Here is a 17,918-nt window from a genome sequence, read left to right as displayed (position 1 = left end):
CTTTGTAGCTGTATACTATATAAACGAAATGAAGCTGGATTAGGTTACACTTTATACAAAAAAAGTTAAAATAAAAATAAGGCAACCATATAATTATGTCTACTTATAATTACCCGCGGATAAATTATGGTAAACACATTTTCCAATATTTATTTTATAATTTTATTCGATTTATTCCATGGTATCGAAAGGAGCTTTGCGATGCAGCCTGCATGTGTACTACCTTTTTCCGTCGTACCGATGCGTACAGAGCATGCTGCTCTCATTTGTAACTGGCAGTATGAGCCGCCTTATAACATTTATGGCTGGTTGCCTTGGGAACAGATGCAGCAGCTAGGAATTGAGTTTGGCGATCCACAGCTGCGGGAACAGCAGTATGTGTCTATTCTCGATGCAACAGACGAGCTTTGTGGCTTCGCTCAGTTCTTCCCTCTTACAGGCACGATAAGGCTCGGCATTGGCATGCGACCGGATCTATGTGGATATGGATATGGTGAATCGTTCATGCGTGCAATTACTGAAGCTGCGATCGACCGTAACCCGGATGCAGAGATCGATCTGGAGGTGCTCACCTGGAATCAGCGTGCGATTCGTACGTATCAGAAGGCAGGCTTCCATATTACCGACACGTATAGCCGCCGAACGCCAGACGGTATGAAGCCCTTCTATTGTATGGTGTATGACGAGGACGCTACCGCAGAATGAAGCTGACTATAGATTAGATCAGAAACTTCAGACGATTAGAACTCTCAGAAACGATAGAACAATGAAGCTATGGAACGTATCAGCAAAGGCCTGCATCAGCGAAAGTGCAACGCACTCTCCATTGATGCAGGCCTTCTATATGCAGCAAACTATTTCATTACATTGGATTTAAATTAACGACACAAAGGTCATTTCCGTTTCGCCGATTAAAATATCAATGCGGTGTGTATCCGCAGCGTAGATCACTACACCACTTCCCACCTGAATCGTCGGCTCTGAGCCGAGCGCATAGAACAAATCCTCAGCCAACGCCTCCTGTACCTCACGCCGTTCCTCTGGATTCAGCCCTTCCCATTCCTCCTCCGACATCTGAAAAAACAGATAGCCATCCGGAATCATATCAAGCGCTTTCGTCAAATCATTAAGAATCCCTTCATAATCACGCCCATGCTTAACGCCCATCCTGCGCCTCCCTTCAATCTGTCCATATTGTTACATTTACCAACTTCTTTCCATTATAACTCAAAAAAACTCTTAACAATGTATCATATTCTGTCGATAAAAAAGTATCAGCGATTTAAGCATTGCCATCATTCCAAGGAAGAGAGTGGTGTTTCGCACTACAATATATACTCACGGACGAGGTGTATTATGCAAATTTCAACAATTATTGGTTTAGTAGCAGGGTTACTGTCCCTGGTAGTCGGGATGGTTCTCAAGGGAGCTCCTCTGGTCAGTCTGGTTAACAACCCAGCGGCTTATGTTATCATCCTGGTAGGTACAGCAGCCACCATCTTCATGGCTTTTCCGATGAACGAAGTAAAGCGTGTTCCCAAGCTATTCGGCATCATTTTCAAAAACCAGACCCTGCTTGATAAAAAGGAACTGGTTCGTATGTTTATGGAATGGGCTTCCATCACGCGTCGTGAAGGCTTGCTGGCGCTGGAGTCCAAAGTCGAGGAAATCGACAACTCCTTCCTCCGCAATGGGATGCGGATGATTATCGACGGTAATGATCAGGAGTTCGTTCAGGACGTTCTGATGGAAGATATCAATGCTACAGAAGAGCGTCACCGCTCAGGCGCGCTCATCTTTTCTCAGGCGGGTATGTACGCACCAACACTCGGTGTACTTGGAGCGGTAGTTGGTCTGATCGCCGCACTGGCTGACCTTAGTGATATGGAGAAGCTGTCTCACGCGATTGCAGGTGCATTTATCGCGACGGTTCTCGGTATCTTTACCGGTTATGTACTGTGGCACCCGATGGCAAACAAGCTGAAACGTATGTCCAAGGCAGAGGTAGAGGTCAAGCTGATGATGGTCGAAGGCCTGCTGTCGATTCAATCCGGCGTATCCACAATGGCAATTAGTCAAAAGCTGGCTGTGTTCCTGACACCGGCTGAAAGCGCGGAGCTTGAAGCTGATCAAGGAGGAGGTGGCAGCGGTGAGCAAGAAGGGTAAACGACACGAGCCCCATGAGGAGCACGCGGACGAAAGCTGGCTGCTTCCTTATTCTGACTTGATGACACTACTTCTAGCACTGTTTATTACTCTATTTTCGATGAGCTCCCTCGATGCCTCCAAGTTTAAGGGAATGGCTGAGGCGCTTAATGCCGCATTTACCGGCGGTGCTGGTGTAATGGATCAAACCTCACTGGCACCAACCAATGGTAAAGTGACAGGTAAAGGTCAACCCGATAATAATACGGCCGAAGCTGCTACACCTACGGATAGCAAATCCAAAACGTCAGCGGAAAAGCTACGTGAGCAATTGCAAAAGCAAGAGCAAGAGGATTTGGAAAAGGTAAAACGTAAGCTGGATCAATACATTCAAAGTAATGGCCTAAGCTCGCAGCTGAATACCAAGCTGAATCAGTCTGAGCTAAAGGTAACGATCAGCGATAATACGTTGTTCGCTTCTGGTATGGCTAACGTAAAACCAGAATCTCGTCAACTCGCCAAATCGCTATCCAACATTTTGCAGGAGATTCCTGGCTACGATGTAATCGTATCCGGTCATACGGACAATATTCCAATCTCCAATTCGCGTTATACATCTAACTGGAATCTTAGCTCGGATCGTGCACTGAATTTCATGCAGATCATACTGCTGAACAAAAACCTTGATCCGCGCAAGTTCAGCGCAATCGGTTACGGTGAATATCGCCCAATCGCCGATAATAGCACAAATATTGGACGTGCTCAGAATCGCCGCGTTGAGGTTGCCATTGTCCGCAAATATGCAGATAATAATTCCGATACGTCACTGCAATCGATCGTAAATAACAAAAATAATTAATTTTGCATAGTCTCTTCGTTTATTATACTGGTCATTGTGCCAGACATAGCAAGAACGGGTACCCGTCGGTATCCGTTCTTTGTTTTTGGAGGATCATTCGCATATCGATTATAGATTGAAATACGATTCCTGATTGCCTACAATAAAATACAGATAGGCTCCACCTGTGGATAATTTAGTTATGTTCTTTTGTAAAAATTGTAGCGAAGTCAAGCCAGCGATTCAGCATACTATAAGGCTTGCTGGTGATTCCCTTGCTATCTCTACTTCTATCCACAATTTATTTTTTATAAGAAATAAAAGTTATCCACAATTCTGTCCACAAGCTGTTAACAACGAATATTTGTTCGATGGACAAGTATATAACGTATCCACAGCAGAAAGAAGGTTTTGTCATTTTGATCGTACAACATCAACACTGGATGAAGGAAGCTATCGCCGAAGCACGCAAAGCAGAACAGCTGGGCGAGGTTCCGATTGGCGCCGTCATCGTTAAAAATAATGAGATCGTCGGTCGTGGTTATAATCTGCGCGAGACAACCCATGATGCTACAGCCCATGCCGAAATTATTGCTATTCGCGAAGCGAGTAAGCAGCTTGGCTCCTGGCGTCTGCTCGACTGTACTCTATATGTCACACTGGAGCCGTGCCCGATGTGTGCTGGCGCTATCGTGCAGAGTCGTATCCCGACTGTCGTCTATGGTACGACGGATCCCAAGGCAGGCTGTGCAGGCACATTGATGAACCTGCTTCAGGAACCCCGCTTCAATCATCGTACTGAGGTAATAGATGGTATAGCGCAGGAGGAATGTGCCGCTCTGCTAACGGACTTCTTCCGCGAGCTGCGTGTTCGTTTGAAGCAAAACAAGTTGCAACGTAAGGAGGGCTAACACGATGCAAATTCAGCTACAGGATACAGATCATCGAATCTATGTCCGTTTATTGCAGCCAGAGGATGCAGAAGCGCTATTACATATGCGCATACAAAGCCGGGACGCGAATCAGCGCTATGAGCCGCAGTATCCAGAAGAATTTTTCACAAAAGCCAGTCAGCTCGACCTGCTATATCGCCGCCAGCAGGAAGCTGCCGAGGATCGCGGTTATCTGTTCGGTATCTTTCTACAGGAAAAGGATGAGCTGATCGGGACGATCTCGATTAGCCATATCGTGCGAGGTGTTGGACAATTCGCCGAATTAGGCTATTCCCTTAGCTCAGAACATCAGGGACACGGCTATATGACAGCTGCCGTGCGTCTCGTCCTCACGTATAGCTTCCGCTCGCTTGGCCTGCACCGAATTCAGGCAGGTATTATACCGGACAATATCTCTTCCAAGCGTGTAGTAGAAAAATGCGGCTTTCAACCCGAAGGCATCGCTCGTAAGCTCGTTAAAATTAATGGTAACTGGGAAGATCATCAGATCTATGCGCTACTGGCAGAAGATATGTTAGCTCAGTAACACAAGCTCAGTAACACAAGCTCAGTAACACAAGCTCAGTAACACAAGCTCAGTAACACAAGCTCAGTAACACAAGCTCAGTAACACAAAACCCCCGCTAAACAGCTAATGCTGTTAGCGGGGGTTTTTCATATCAATAGTATGAGATTAGGCTATCGTCGAATGAATTATCGCGTGTTTAAAGGATACTGCTTATCTTATACAAAGCTCTACATTACGTCCAAGCTACTTCGATTCTTGTATCGATTCAATACTTATTCTACAACTTGCTCGTTACGCTACAGTCCGCTTGAGCTGAACCAGCCTCACCTCACTTCGTAAGGCCAGCTGATTCATTCCAGCAGAGCGACCAGCCTTTACTGATCCATGGATGCTTATCTTTCTTCACCTATGATATGCACGCGATATCGCATTCGTTTAAGTCATAATCCTCTATTCATTGATAAAGGGCATTCCGTTCATTGTTCAATGATGACCGGATTGCTTCAGCTATTAATAGCCAAGCTCTTTTTGCAGCTCTTGCATAGTGATCACATCGCCATCCGCTGGAATACCGATTGCGAAGGTTTGTTTTTCATTGATCTTGGAGTACTGCGCATTACCATCCAGTGCCAGCTTCACATTTTCCTTCGTATCTGGATCAGAGAATACTGCATCCATCACCATTTGTTGATACACTGGGAAGTTTTTATCGTTGATCGCTGTGTTGATATGGAATTGGTTCAGCGTCAGGTATTTGTCCAGATCAGCAACTGCTTTGGAGAACTCACTCTGAGAATCCTGAGAATTGAGGTCTTTTTTCATGTCATCAATTTCTTGTTGAGACACGTTCAGTGCAGAACGATATTCTTCTTTAGAAATAACATCCAGTACTGCTGGCAGTGCTTGTTTTACGAAAATTTCAACAGCTTGTTTGGCATTGTCGTTCGTTACAGCAAATTGTACCACTTGTTTTGCATCTACACCTTCTGGCAGACTTGCATCAGCAGGCTTGATGTCTTTGAAGTACGTCGCTTGATCGTATTTGTCCAGAACCGCGCTGGACAGCTCTTGTGCCAGCTTTTGGCTTGTTGCTGGGCTAAGCGGCTTGTAGTCTTGTCCTTGTTGCTGAGCCAGCTCTTTCAGATCCAGCTTCAGGAATTTACCAACTGTTGTTTGTGGCAGTGGCAGCATTGGGATTTGTGGAATTTTCACATACATCGTGTCCTGTGTCATCACGATTGGCACTTCAAAGTTCATTGTGCCTCCACCCAGCTTCAGGTTAATCGTCATTTCCGTTTGCATTGGATCAGCTTGGTACACACCGTTTGCAGTGATCTCTGCATTTTTCAATGCATTGATGATCTGTGCATTCGTAGAATCTGTAGCTGCTGCACCATCTGCGGAGCTGATTGCCAGATCTGTAATTTTAAATTGAGTACTCATCGTATACGAAGTCATTTGTGCGGCAGCTGTTGTTGCTGCTTTTACCGCTTCCTTCGGCTCTTCTTTTTTCGTACAGCCAACCAGTGCGATAGTGAATACCAGCAGCAATGCTAGCAAACTACCTGTCATTTTCTTGTTCATTATGATACCCCTTCCTGTTTCTAAGCGTGAATCCTTTACTATCTTTTCATAAAGTGAAAAAATAAACTCCGCATCCATGATAACCCATTTTGGCATGATTTTAAATGTCAAAGCCAAAATTAGTTATATTTTCTTAACACAACAGGTCAACTTTCTGTAAAACTCAGGATTGCTCCATAGGTAAAAAAGGCTTGATTGGTCCCTATCATGCGCATTTATGCAAGTTGATTGCTGCACAGTATTGGCATGGAAAAGGATCATTCTGCGTAGTCTAGCATGTACACGGGTCCGTTTAGTGAATATCCCGCTTTCTGAAGCGACCGCCTTTGACATCGTGAATATTACCGACTGCCATAAAAGCATTTTCGTCAAAATGATTAACGATTTCCTTCAGCTTGGCTTCCTCCAGACGTGTAATGACGCAAAAGATCACCTTTTTGTCTTCGCCAGAGAAGCCACCTTCACCGGATAAATAAGTAACAGTTCGTCCTAACCGACTAATAATGGCATTGCCAATATCATACGTCCGATCACTAATGATCCAGACCGACTTGGATTGATCCAGGCCGTCGATCGTAATATCGATCACCTTGGTAGCAATGTAGTACGCAATAATCGAATACATCGCTCGATCCCAGCCGAATACAAAGCCTGCTCCAGTCAAAATGAACACATTGATAATCATTACAATCTCGCCCACCGAAAAGATCGTCCGCCGCGATAGCAAGATTGCGATAATCTCCGTTCCATCCAGTGATCCACCAGAGCGTAATACTAACCCGGTGCCAAGTCCGAGAAACATCCCGCCAAACACAACCGCCAGTACCGTTTCATTTACAAAGGCAGCGACCGGATGCAACAGCAGTGTGCCTACCGACATCACCGAAATACCGAGCAGTGTTGATAATGCGAAGGTTTTACCAATCTGCTTGTAGCCGATGACCAGAAAAGGAATATTGATCAGAAATAGAAATATCCCTAGCTTCCAGCCCGTTAAGAAGGACATAATAATCGATATGCCTGTAATGCCGCCATCAGTAACATTGTTTGGGACGAGAAACAATTCAAGTGCAACAGCAACCAGGATTGCTCCCAATACAATCAGCATCGTGCGTACCATCGTGCTGCGTAGGGAACGTTTACCGTGTTCTACCGGTGTGAACGCGGCCAAATCTGGAGGTTGGTTCAGTGCCATGGCCTAGCCTCCTGTTCTTATGTACGTATTGGCATCACGAAAGGTGACAACTTTTTGTCCAATTCATGATCTACTCTTATTATTATTACATAAAATATCAGCTCCTCCTATAAAAAACCGGACAATCGTCGAGATAAACGCAACAAAAAAGCCGTTCTCATTGAGAACGACTTGGTATTATAGATGTATGGCGGAGAGGGTGGGATTCGAACCCACGTGGAGTTGCCCCCTAACGGTTTTCAAGACCGCCCCGTTATGACCGCTTCGGTACCTCTCCGAACATTAATGTCATGTAATACTCAAACGAATATTGCACAACATAATTAATATATCATACATCGTATAGTAGCACAATATTTATTTTTCCGACTTACCGATCACTTCAACACCGCGCATATATGGACGAAGTGCCTCAGGTACGATCACACTGCCATCCTCCTGCTGATAGTTTTCCAGAATCGCAGCGACTGTACGACCTACTGCCAGACCAGAACCATTCAGTGTGTGCACGAATTCAGGCTTGCTCTTCGTATCCTTACGATAGCGGATGCTTGCACGACGTGCCTGGAAGTCTTCCACATTGGAGCAAGACGAAATTTCACGATACATATTGCTTTCTGGCAGCCATACCTCCAGATCATATGTCTTCGCTGCGCTAAAGCCCATATCGCCTGTACACAGTCCAAGTACACGATAAGGCAGACCGAGCAATTGCAGGATACGCTCTGCATTAGCCGTCATCTTTTCCAGCTCTTCGTATGAAGTTTCTGGCTCAACAACCTTGATCAGCTCAACTTTATTGAATTGATGCTGACGAATCAGTCCGCGTGTATCACGACCAGCCGCGCCAGCTTCCGAACGGAAACAGGAGCTATAGGCCACATAATACTTAGGTAGCTCTTCTTTAGCCAGAATTTCTTCACGATGATAGTTCGTTACTGGAACTTCTGCTGTCGGGATCAGATAGTAGTCAGTATCCGTCAGCTTGAACAGATCCTCTTCAAACTTCGGCAGCTGTCCTGTACCGACCAGACTATCACGGTTCACGATATATGGAGGCAGAATCTCTTCATAGCCATGATCACCGCTATGCACATCCATCATAAAGTTGATCAGCGCACGCTCCAGACGAGCACCCAATCCTTTATAAAAGGTAAAGCGTGAGCCTGTAACCTTCGCCCCTGCTTCAAAATCAAGAATACCCAGCTCCTGCGCGATATCCCAGTGTGCCTTCGGCTCGAATGCAAACTCACGCGGCTCGCCATTACGACGCAGCTCCACGTTGTCTTCCTCCGATGCCCCTACAGGTACACTGCTATCTGGCAGGTTTGGAATAGCCAGTGTCAGGCTATCGATTTCGGCTTCCAGATTACGAATTTCTTCATCCAGCGCCTTAATGCGATCAGACACCTGACGCATTTCCAGAATCAGCTCTTCCGCATCCTCTTTGTTCTTTTTGCGTTGTGCGACTTCGCCAGATACCGTATTGCGGCGATTTTTAAGCAGCTCTGTCTCCTGTAGCAGCTCACGGCGCTTCGAATCAAGCTCTGGGAAGCTAGAGATCAGATCGAGCGATTTGCCGCGATTTTGTAGTGCCTGCGCAACACGATCATACTCGTTACGCAAGATTTTAACGTCTAACATGAATAACCCCTCCTCATAAAAATAACCTTAACTCCCGTTCCCCTTTTCGCCGACAGACCGGATGCGGCAAGCCAACCGCCATAGGGCGATTCGCTTCTCCACACCAGCGGCTGTACCGGGCAAGCGAGAACTTGCCGCACTCCGCAAGTTGAGTATACTCTACTCACGGAAGCTGCCAAGAGTTAAGGTCGATCCTACCATTACTTATCTACTTATCGTCATAAGCTGTTTATACAGCGTGTAGCCTCTATTATGACTATGCATAGCCTTATTATACCGTAGCATTGTAACTATAGGCGCCACTGTCTGTTGATGTTCATCTAGCATCACACACTGTAACCTCAATCACAGCAACACTATGGATAACAAGCTTATGCCTTACTTGCCAGTGATTCCTTTACCATATCTACAAAATACTGATGTAGACGATAGTCATCTGTCAGCTCTGGATGGAAGGAGCAGGCGAGCAGATGCTGCTGACGTGCAGCTACGATCTCATCGTTATACACCGACAATACCTCTACACCTTCACCCACCGATTCGATCAGTGGCGCACGGATAAATACTGCACGAACAGGCTCAGGGACACCTTGAATATCCAGATCAGTCTCAAAGCTCTCCTTCTGGCGTCCAAATGCATTCCGGCATACCGTCATGTTCATCAGCGCCAGATGCGCTTCCTCCTGGCCTTCAATTCGTTCTGCCAGTACAATCAAGCCTGCACATGTACCAAACATCGGTTTACCCTGTGCCGAAAATTGCTTCAACGCATCCATAAAGTCGTACTTACGCATCAGCTTCCCGATGGTGGTACTTTCTCCACCAGGAATGACGATACCGTCCAGCTCACCCAGCTCGTCTACACGCTTCACACTGACAGCCTCTGCACCTGCCAGCTGTAAGCTGCGAATATGCTCTGCTACAGCACCTTGAAGTGCCAGTACACCAATCTTCATTCCACTATCCTTCTTTCTTACCAGCCGCGATCCTGCATACGCTCAGCAGGAGACAATTTGGAGATTTCGATCCCCTTCATTGGTGTACCCAGATTTTTGGATACCTCAGCGATCAGCTTGTAGTCCGTATAATGCGTTGTCGCTTCAACGATCGCACGTGCGAATTTCTCAGGGCTGTCGGATTTGAAAATACCAGAACCAACAAATACGCCGTCTGCACCCAGATGCATCATCAGAGCCGCGTCAGCAGGAGTCGCTACGCCACCCGCTGCAAAGTTAACAACTGGCAGCTTGCCGCTTTCGTGCACGCCCAGCAGCAGCTCGTAAGCTACACCAAGGTTTTTCGCTTCAGCATACAGCTCATCCTTGGACATGTTTTGTACCTTGCGAACCTGGCTGTTGATCAGACGCATATGGCGTACCGCTTCAACGATGTTACCTGTTCCTGGCTCACCCTTTGTACGAATCATAGCTGCACCCTCGCCGATACGACGCAGTGCTTCGCCCAGATCCTTTGCACCACATACGAATGGTACAGTAAATTCATTTTTATCGATATGATATACTTCGTCAGCAGGTGTGAGCACTTCGCTCTCGTCCAGATAATCTACACCCATTGATTCCAGTATCTTTGCTTCTACATAGTGACCGATACGCGCTTTCGCCATAACCGGGATCGTAACAACCTTCATAACTTCCTCGATAATCGTCGGGTCAGCCATACGAGCAACCCCACCCGCTGCACGAATATCAGAAGGCACGCGCTCAAGAGCCATAACTGCTGTTGCACCAGCAGCTTCGGCAATCTTTGCCTGCTCCGCGTTCATAACGTCCATGATGACGCCGCCTTTTTGCATTTCCGCCATACCTCTTTTTACTCTCGATGTACCAGTTTCCATGTCCATGCCTCCTGAATACTTTCTGTAAATATCCCGTGCTCAGTCGGCAGCGGGATTCGTTATCAATGACGTTCTGCGTCGGCCGCAACAGCCGTCCCATGCCTGATTTCAGGCTGAAAAGAGGACAGAATCTAACTCATAATTTTACATGACACATATGCATTATACAATACATTTTCACCGTATATCGCAGAATGACCGCCAGGCAGTGCCTGGCGGGTCAAAGGGTATTGGATGCTAATCGAATAGAGCAGTTATAACAGTGGATGAGATACCTTGAAAATCCACAGCCAGACAAGATATCCATCATTCCGGTAGACTGGCTTTGTGTCTTCGCTTGGATCTAAACCTGCATATCACAAAATCTATATCATTGCTCAAGCCATATCTTTATCCAATTAGAACATATTTTTCACGGAATTGAACAGATCGCCAAACAGGTCACCGATCGAACGGAAGAACAGACGCAGCCAGCTTCCTTTTTCCACAGGCTCCGATGCAATCAGATTCACCGTTGTCACCTGATCCTGCGGCATGCTGTCGTTTTTGTACGTATACGTGATCGTACCGAGTGCTTTGCCTGCTTCGATTGGTGCTGTACGTGCTGTTTCATCCGCTTGCGATACCGTGTACGTTACATTTTGCGGATTTGTGCCCTTTGGTACAACTACATTAACCGCTGCATCCGTTACCACAGGAACTTCTGTTGCTGAACCCTTTACTACTGGTATGGTAGCCAGACCAGAGACTGCCGACTTCGCACCTACGATTTGCTTCACTTCAAAGTGATCAAAGCCGTAGTCCAGTACTTTTTTTGTTTGGATAAAACGTTGTTTATCACTGGATGTTCCCATTACGACACTGATTAGACGCATACCGTTACGCTCAGCTGTACCCGTAAAGCACTGACCTGCTGCATTCGTATGACCTGTTTTCAAACCATCCAGGCCTGGATAGGCATACGCCTTAAAGTTGGTAATAGACGAGTTCGACGCCAGCATCCAGTTCCAGTTCACTACTGGTGACTTATCGGTAGGACGGAATTTGAAGGACTGAATTTTGGTCACTTCATTAAAGTCAGGATGATCCACAACGATATGACGTGCAAGAATAGCGGTATCGGAAGCAGACATAACGGTTTCCTTGCCATCCTCAGGCTGTGTACCTTTCGGCATATCCGCAATACTCAAACCTGTAGCATTAGCAAAATGTGCTGTTTTCATGCCAAAGTCCTTGGCTTTTTCATTCATTAACTTCACAAACTCTTTTTCAGAGCCACCAGCGATATACTCTGCCAGTGCAACGGTCGCATCATTAGCCGAGCCTACTGCCATCGCTTTGTACAAATCCAGAACCGTGTGCTTATCTCCTTCAGCAAGGAATACACGCGAGCCAACCTGTGCTGCTGCGTTAGCAGATACGGTTACCACATCGTCCCATTTGATTTTGCCTTGTTTTACATAATCGGAAACGATATACTCAGTCATCATTTTAGACATACTTGCTGGAGGCAATGCTTCATCACTATTAATAGACAGGAGAACCTTACCTGTCGTTGCTTCAATCAAAATAGCAGACTTAACCTGCAATCCAAGCGAGTCAGCAGAAGGTATCGATGTACTGCCGGAAGCAGTAGCTTCTGTAGATTTTTGATCAGTCGAAGTACCGGATGTAGCCGATGCAGCCATTGCTGCTGTTGGAACAATTGTAGATAGACATAGCATATTTACAAGCATCAACGATGCTACACTTTTTTTAATGAGTTGACGTTTCGACTTCTTTCCTGTTTGCTTTCCCCACTTGCGTTCCAATGTATAAATGCTCCCCTCAAAACTTACCTATAGTATTGCATGTAATGCGCGGTACTATGTAAACCATAAAACAGTTAAAACCCGCTATCACGATGACTTTCTCATTTTAGCACATGGTGACATGCAAAAAAAGACAAGCCCTTAATAAATCATAGGCTCCGATAAACGTCAACTGCATTTTTTAATTAAATTAGCTGTAAAGTGGTGCTTACTCACGATTCATCTTTTAAAATGATGAAGTTAATATCATGTTTAAATAATAAATAGGAGAAGTACAGATATGCATGAATGATTATTTATATATACGAGTGACTACTTCCATTTAGAGCTTAGAGCTATTGCTAAAATCAGATTTATATTCGAGCTGAGTTTACATCAAAGCGTATACTTTATTGCGATTTTGGCTTATAGTCATTATTCTGCTCTTTTGAAGCGTGCTCTGAATATTGCACCAGTCTGTAGTATGCCTTACCCATAGCGTCGCACACCAGCCGTCCTCATCCGGCGCCAACGATCACTGCTTTTCAAAGTAAAAAATGGCCACTTCCCAGTCATAGACCAGAAAGTAGCCATAATTAAATCCGTTCTTGTTAATCTGTCTTCATAAGACGATTTTTATCACCTATATGCGTATACAGAAGAATGATGAAAATGAATTGCTCTCACATGATACGAAAGCAATCAACATAGTCTTCACTTACGATCTATTACAGAGAATAGTTAGGCGCTTCTTTTGTAATCTGAATATCATGTGGATGGCTCTCGCGCAGACCGGCGCCTGTGATACGGATGAATTGTGTATCATTGCGCAGCTCTTCCAGACTTCCTGTACCACAATACCCCATACCTGAACGCAGACCGCCGATCAGCTGGTGCACCGTTTCCGACAAAGGACCTTTGTAAGCTACACGGCCTTCGATACCTTCTGGGACGAGCTTTTTATCATCATCCTGGAAGTAACGATCCTTACTACCCTGTTTCATCGCAGCCATGGAGCCCATACCGCGATATACTTTGAAACGACGACCTTGATAGATCTCCGATTCGCCCGGGCTTTCTTCTGTACCAGCAAACATACTACCCAGCATAACTGCCGATGCTCCAGCAGCCAGTGCCTTGGTAATTTCGCCAGAGTACTTGATACCGCCGTCAGCGATAATTGGTATGCCGTATTCACGTGCAACTGTCGCACAATCATAGATCGCTGTAATCTGAGGTACACCGATACCTGCGATAACGCGTGTTGTACAGATCGAGCCTGGACCGATACCAACCTTAACTACAGATGCACCTGCTTGGATCAGATCACGAGTCGCTTCACCTGTAGCTACGTTACCTGCAACGATAGTGAGTTCAGGGAACATGCTACGCAGCTTACGTACTGCATCCAAAATGTTAATATGATGTCCATGTGCAGAGTCAACGACGATCAGATCGACACCGGCATTAACCAGTGCTTCCGCACGTGCAAAAGCATCATTCGATACACCAATCGCTGCACCTACGAGCAAACGACCCTGTGCATCCTTCGCTGCATTCGGGAACTGGATGGCTTTCTCAATATCCTTGATTGTGATCAAGCCCTTGAGGATGTTGTTCTCATCTACCAGTGGTAGTTTTTCGATTTTGTGTTTTTGTAGCAGAACCTCAGCCTCTTGCAATGTTGTACCAACAGAAGCAGTTACCAGGTTTTCGCTAGTCATCACGTCACTGATTGGGATATTAAAGTCATGGATGAAACGCAGGTCACGGTTCGTAATGATACCAACCAGCTTATGATCCGCATCTACGATTGGTACGCCAGAGATACGATACTTTGCCATTACTGCTTCTGCATCGGATACCATTTTATCAGGAGTAAGGGAGAATGGATTGGTGATAACACCACTTTCGGAGCGTTTTACACGATCTACTTCCTCAGCTTGCTGTTCCATCGACATATTTTTGTGGATGATGCCGATACCGCCTTCACGTGCCATTGCAATTGCCATTGCAGCTTCAGTAACAGTATCCATACCCGCACTGATCAGAGGTACATTCAGTTTAACGGACGAGCTGAGTACAGTAGAAACATTAACTTCCTTCGGCAATACTTCCGACTTACGTGGAACCAACAGCACGTCATCAAATGTTAGTCCCTCTTTACCAAACTTTGTTTCCCACACGAGGATATTCCTCCCTTTTCTTCTTTTGATATGAGGCTTATAAATAAATCCGTTTTAATCCGCTGTCACAGCCGAAAAAAATCAAAGAATAGGTTCCGATCATTTCCAGTGCTCAGGGCACCGTCTCAAAGGGAATATTCATAAGCTTTTAAGCCTGATTTAAAGCCTTTATGATCAAGAAATACATTCTTGAAAATAAGTTTCTGAAAATATATTATTGCAATCTTAGCAAAGGGGTTATGGGCTGTCAAGAACGTTACAGCATAATCACATAAATGAATTTTGAACAATCCAATTTGGCTTTTCAGGACATACGAATGTCCTCTCATCATGGACAAAACGATTATATTGTATATGATTTCTAAGTTGGATTTCTCTAAACGCTATATTAAAAGACCAAGCATGTTTCACTAAATCTCTACATGAAATTCCAATCTAACCATCCGAATCGAAACCAAAATCCTGCATGTCAAATATCAAAAGCCTTTCATACTAGACCGCTTTCGTACTCGCCTGAATAAAATGATCTAATCATAGCTCATACAATTAATATAATCACTTCTAGCCTATCTGCTTCTAGTTACTAGCCACAAAAAACCACCGGGTAATTGTATAATACGTATCCCTCTTTCCTTGGAGCCCCTCTACAACATCTTTCTCCAATACCTCTCTGAAACACCTTCTACTGCTATACCCTCATTGGAACAACAAGAGTACTGCTAAAAGTTAAAAAGCCTGAAGCAAAGCCAGAAAAGAGAAAACACTAAGTGGCGATTGTATAATACATATCGAGAACAACAGAACGCAGAACAAGAAGAATACAAAGAAAGTGAATAACAAAAGCAGCCAATAGAACAAAATAGAACCAAAAATAGACTATACGAAGAAGATCAAAGCAAAGAATAGAATCCAACGGAGAACTACAAACAGAAGATCAAGTAAAAGAAATCACCGGCAGCCCTCTTCCCACCATCCAGTGAAGAAATCATACCACTTAAAATAGAACGTTCACCGCCTCTTGGTATACACCAAAGAAACCCTACTAACAGAAAACAATACGAAAACAACAAAAAAGAGACACGATCCATTATGGATCATGTCTCTTCGTTATTGCTTGGCGACGTCCTACTCTCCCAGGACCCTGCGGTCCAAGTACCATTGGCGCTGGAGGGCTTAACGGTCGTGTTCGGGATGGGTACGTGTGGAACCCCTCCGCCATCATCACCAAACGTTCTTGCTACAGGTTAATCACCTGAAAACTGAATCCGAAACGAATCATCGCGTCTTAAAAGTTAGGATAAGCCCTCGACCGATTAGTATTGGTCAGCTCCATGTGTTGCCACACTTCCACCTCCAACCTATCTACCTCGTCGTCTTCAAGGGGTCTTACATACTGGGAAATCTCATCTTGAGGGGGGCTTCACGCTTAGATGCTTTCAGCGCTTATCCCTTCCGCACGTAGCTACCCAGCGATGCTCCTGGCGGAACAACTGGTACACCAGCGGTGCGTCCATCCCGGTCCTCTCGTACTAAGGACAGCTCCTCTCAAATTTCCTACGCCCACGACAGATAGGGACCGAACTGTCTCACGACGTTCTGAACCCAGCTCGCGTACCGCTTTAATGGGCGAACAGCCCAACCCTTGGGACCTACTTCAGCCCCAGGATGCGATGAGCCGACATCGAGGTGCCAAACCTCCCCGTCGATGTGGACTCTTGGGGGAGATAAGCCTGTTATCCCCAGGGTAGCTTTTATCCGTTGAGCGATGGCCCTTCCATGCGGTACCACCGGATCACTAAGCCCGACTTTCGTCCCTGCTCGACTTGTAGGTCTCGCAGTCAAGCTCCCTTTTGCCTTTGCACTCTTCGAATGATTTCCAACCATTCTGAGGGAACCTTAGGGCGCCTCCGTTACATTTTAGGAGGCGACCGCCCCAGTCAAACTGCCCACCTGACACGGTCCCCGTACCGGATCACGGTACCAGGTTAGAACTCAGATGCGATCAGGGTGGTATCCCAACGGCGCCTCCAAGGAAGCTTGCGCTCCCTCTTCCTAGGCTCCCACCTATCCTGTACAAATCGCACCCCAGTTCAATATCAAGCTGCAGTAAAGCTCCATGGGGTCTTTCCGTCTTGTCGCGGGTAACCTGCATCTTCACAGGTATTAAAATTTCACCGGATCTCTCGTTGAGACAGCGCCCAAATCGTTACGCCATTCGTGCGGGTCAGAATTTACCTGACAAGGAATTTCGCTACCTTAGGACCGTTATAGTTACGGCCGCCGTTTACTGGGGCTTCGGTTCATAGCTTCGCTTGCGCTAACCACTCCCCTTAACCTTCCAGCACCGGGCAGGCGTCAGCCCGTATACTTCGCCTTGCGGCTTCGCACAGACCTGTGTTTTTGCTAAACAGTCGCTTGGGCCTTTTCACTGCGGCCCCCTCGTGCTATTCACACTACCGGGGCACCCCTTCTCCCGAAGTTACGGGGTCATTTTGCCGAGTTCCTTAACGAGAGTTCTTCCGCGCGCCTTAGAATTCTCTTCTCACCTACCTGTGTCGGTTTACGGTACGGGCACCTGCTTCCTGGCTAGAGGCTTTTCTTGGCAGTGTGAGATCATGACCTTCGCTACTGTAATTTTCGCTCCCCATCACAGCCTGACCTTAAAGTGTGCGGATTTACCTACACACAAGCCTCACTGCTTAGACAGGCATCCATCAGCCTGCGTCACTACCCTCCTGCGTCACCCCGTTGCTCATAGCGGCTTTCGGTGGTACAGGAATTTCAACCTGTTGTCCGTCGACTACGCCTTTCGGCCTCGCCTTAGGTCCCGACTTACCCTGAGAGGACGAGCCTTCCTCAGGAACCCTTAGGTTTTCGGCGGATCAGATTCTCACTGATCTTTTCGTTACTCATACCGGCATTCTCACTTGAATTGTGTCCAGCACTCCTTACGGTATACCTTCAACCTCAATTCAACGCTCCCCTACCCCTGATGCAAGCATCAAGCCATAGCTTCGGTGGTGTGTTTAGCCCCGTTACATTTTCGGCGCAAAGTCACTCGACCAGTGAGCTATTACGCACTCTTTAAATGGTGGCTGCTTCTAAGCCAACATCCTGGTTGTCTGTGCAACTTCACATCCTTTCCCACTTAACACACACTTGGGGACCTTAGCTGATGGTCTGGGCTGTTTCCCTTTTGACAATGGACCTTAGCACCCAC

At 46.1% G+C, this 17,918-nt stretch carries 13 protein-coding genes, 1 tRNA gene and 2 rRNA genes (1 of these 16 only partly in view); 5 read left to right on the top strand and 11 right to left on the bottom strand.

Annotated elements, in window-relative coordinates; translation table 11 throughout:
- Positions 1 to 201 precede the first annotated feature (201 nt).
- Positions 202 to 705, top strand: coding sequence for a GNAT family N-acetyltransferase (locus SK066_RS00410; protein WP_320543224.1), 504 nt, complete (start codon positions 202 to 204; stop codon positions 703 to 705).
- A 168-nt stretch (positions 706 to 873) separates the two neighbouring features.
- Here SK066_RS00410 and SK066_RS00405 read toward each other — a convergent pair whose 3' ends face one another.
- Positions 874 to 1,167, bottom strand: a complete 294-nt coding sequence (locus tag SK066_RS00405) for a hypothetical protein (protein WP_320543223.1) — start codon at positions 1,165 to 1,167, stop codon at positions 874 to 876.
- A gap of 189 nt (positions 1,168 to 1,356) precedes the next feature.
- Between SK066_RS00405 and motA the strand changes: the two genes are divergently transcribed.
- The 4 genes from motA (at position 1,357) to SK066_RS00385 (ending at position 4,462) form a co-directional block, all read left to right on the top strand.
- The gene (gene motA, locus SK066_RS00400) at positions 1,357 to 2,166 is read left to right on the top strand and encodes a flagellar motor stator protein MotA (protein WP_320543222.1); all 810 of its coding nucleotides are present in this window, start codon (positions 1,357 to 1,359) and stop codon (positions 2,164 to 2,166) included.
- Positions 2,150 to 3,004: a flagellar motor protein MotB gene (motB, locus tag SK066_RS00395; protein WP_250345716.1), complete on the top strand. Its 855-nt coding sequence runs from the start codon at positions 2,150 to 2,152 to the stop codon at positions 3,002 to 3,004. The genes motA and motB overlap by 17 nt, the downstream gene beginning before the upstream one ends.
- 422 nt (positions 3,005 to 3,426) lie before the next feature.
- Complete coding sequence (gene tadA / locus SK066_RS00390) at positions 3,427 to 3,894, top strand: tRNA adenosine(34) deaminase TadA (RefSeq protein ID WP_407673800.1); 468 nt, start codon at positions 3,427 to 3,429, stop codon at positions 3,892 to 3,894.
- Positions 3,895 to 3,898: 4 nt separating this feature from the next.
- Positions 3,899 to 4,462: a GNAT family N-acetyltransferase gene (locus SK066_RS00385; RefSeq protein WP_320543220.1), complete on the top strand. Its 564-nt coding sequence runs from the start codon at positions 3,899 to 3,901 to the stop codon at positions 4,460 to 4,462.
- 492 nt (positions 4,463 to 4,954) lie between these two features.
- On the opposite strand, the gene SK066_RS00380 is transcribed toward SK066_RS00385, so the two are convergent.
- The 10 genes from SK066_RS00380 to SK066_RS00335 all read right to left on the bottom strand — a co-directional run.
- Entirely contained in the window at positions 4,955 to 6,028 is a 1,074-nt protein-coding gene (locus SK066_RS00380; protein ID WP_188778410.1) for a hypothetical protein, read from the bottom strand.
- A gap of 292 nt (positions 6,029 to 6,320) precedes the next feature.
- A complete protein-coding gene (locus tag SK066_RS00375; protein ID WP_188778411.1) occupies positions 6,321 to 7,223 on the bottom strand; it encodes a YitT family protein in 903 nt (300 codons plus the stop codon).
- A gap of 188 nt (positions 7,224 to 7,411) precedes the next feature.
- Positions 7,412 to 7,500 (bottom strand) — tRNA-Ser (locus SK066_RS00370).
- An 80-nt stretch (positions 7,501 to 7,580) separates the two neighbouring features.
- Entirely contained in the window at positions 7,581 to 8,867 is a 1,287-nt protein-coding gene (gene serS / locus SK066_RS00365) for a serine--tRNA ligase (protein WP_250345720.1), read from the bottom strand.
- 371 nt (positions 8,868 to 9,238) lie between these two features.
- Positions 9,239 to 9,823 (bottom strand): pyridoxal 5'-phosphate synthase glutaminase subunit PdxT, encoded by a 585-nt coding sequence (gene pdxT / locus SK066_RS00360; RefSeq protein WP_320543219.1) that lies wholly within the window; start codon positions 9,821 to 9,823, stop codon positions 9,239 to 9,241.
- 17 nt (positions 9,824 to 9,840) lie between these two features.
- Positions 9,841 to 10,722, bottom strand: coding sequence for a pyridoxal 5'-phosphate synthase lyase subunit PdxS (pdxS, locus tag SK066_RS00355; RefSeq protein ID WP_188778417.1), 882 nt, complete (start codon positions 10,720 to 10,722; stop codon positions 9,841 to 9,843).
- A gap of 398 nt (positions 10,723 to 11,120) precedes the next feature.
- Positions 11,121 to 12,533, bottom strand: coding sequence for a D-alanyl-D-alanine carboxypeptidase family protein (locus SK066_RS00350; RefSeq protein ID WP_229686019.1), 1,413 nt, complete (start codon positions 12,531 to 12,533; stop codon positions 11,121 to 11,123).
- Between the two features lie 707 nt (positions 12,534 to 13,240).
- A complete protein-coding gene (gene guaB, locus SK066_RS00345) occupies positions 13,241 to 14,698 on the bottom strand; it encodes an IMP dehydrogenase (protein ID WP_188778419.1) in 1,458 nt (485 codons plus the stop codon).
- Positions 14,699 to 15,810: 1,112 nt separating this feature from the next.
- Positions 15,811 to 15,927, bottom strand: a 5S ribosomal RNA gene (rrf, locus tag SK066_RS00340).
- 64 nt (positions 15,928 to 15,991) lie between these two features.
- Positions 15,992 to 17,918: ribosomal RNA gene (locus tag SK066_RS00335) — 23S ribosomal RNA — on the bottom strand (it continues 995 nt past the right edge of the window).

Source organism: Paenibacillus hunanensis, from assembly GCF_034055775.1.
Classification (GTDB): domain Bacteria; phylum Bacillota; class Bacilli; order Paenibacillales; family Paenibacillaceae; genus Saccharibacillus; species Saccharibacillus hunanensis.
The sequence above is the reverse complement of the archived record's forward strand: the minus strand, read 5'-3'. Positions and strand labels throughout refer to the sequence as shown.

Bases quoted from the DNA above. Each gene is read 5' to 3' on its own strand.
- serS (WP_250345720.1), bottom strand. From the start codon at position 8,867: ATGTTAGACGTTAAAATCTTGCGTAACGAGTATGATCGTGTTGCGCAG.
- SK066_RS00380 (WP_188778410.1), bottom strand. From the start codon at position 6,028: ATGAACAAGAAAATGACAGGTAGTTTGCTAGCATTGCTGCTGGTATTC.
- SK066_RS00385 (WP_320543220.1), top strand. From the start codon at position 3,899: ATGCAAATTCAGCTACAGGATACAGATCATCGAATCTATGTCCGTTTA.
- pdxT (WP_320543219.1), bottom strand. From the start codon at position 9,823: ATGAAGATTGGTGTACTGGCACTTCAAGGTGCTGTAGCAGAGCATATT.
- SK066_RS00410 (WP_320543224.1), top strand. From the start codon at position 202: ATGCAGCCTGCATGTGTACTACCTTTTTCCGTCGTACCGATGCGTACA.
- SK066_RS00405 (WP_320543223.1), bottom strand. From the start codon at position 1,167: ATGGGCGTTAAGCATGGGCGTGATTATGAAGGGATTCTTAATGATTTG.
- pdxS (WP_188778417.1), bottom strand. From the start codon at position 10,722: ATGGAAACTGGTACATCGAGAGTAAAAAGAGGTATGGCGGAAATGCAA.
- motA (WP_320543222.1), top strand. From the start codon at position 1,357: ATGCAAATTTCAACAATTATTGGTTTAGTAGCAGGGTTACTGTCCCTG.
- SK066_RS00375 (WP_188778411.1), bottom strand. From the start codon at position 7,223: ATGGCACTGAACCAACCTCCAGATTTGGCCGCGTTCACACCGGTAGAA.
- tadA (WP_407673800.1), top strand. From the start codon at position 3,427: ATGAAGGAAGCTATCGCCGAAGCACGCAAAGCAGAACAGCTGGGCGAG.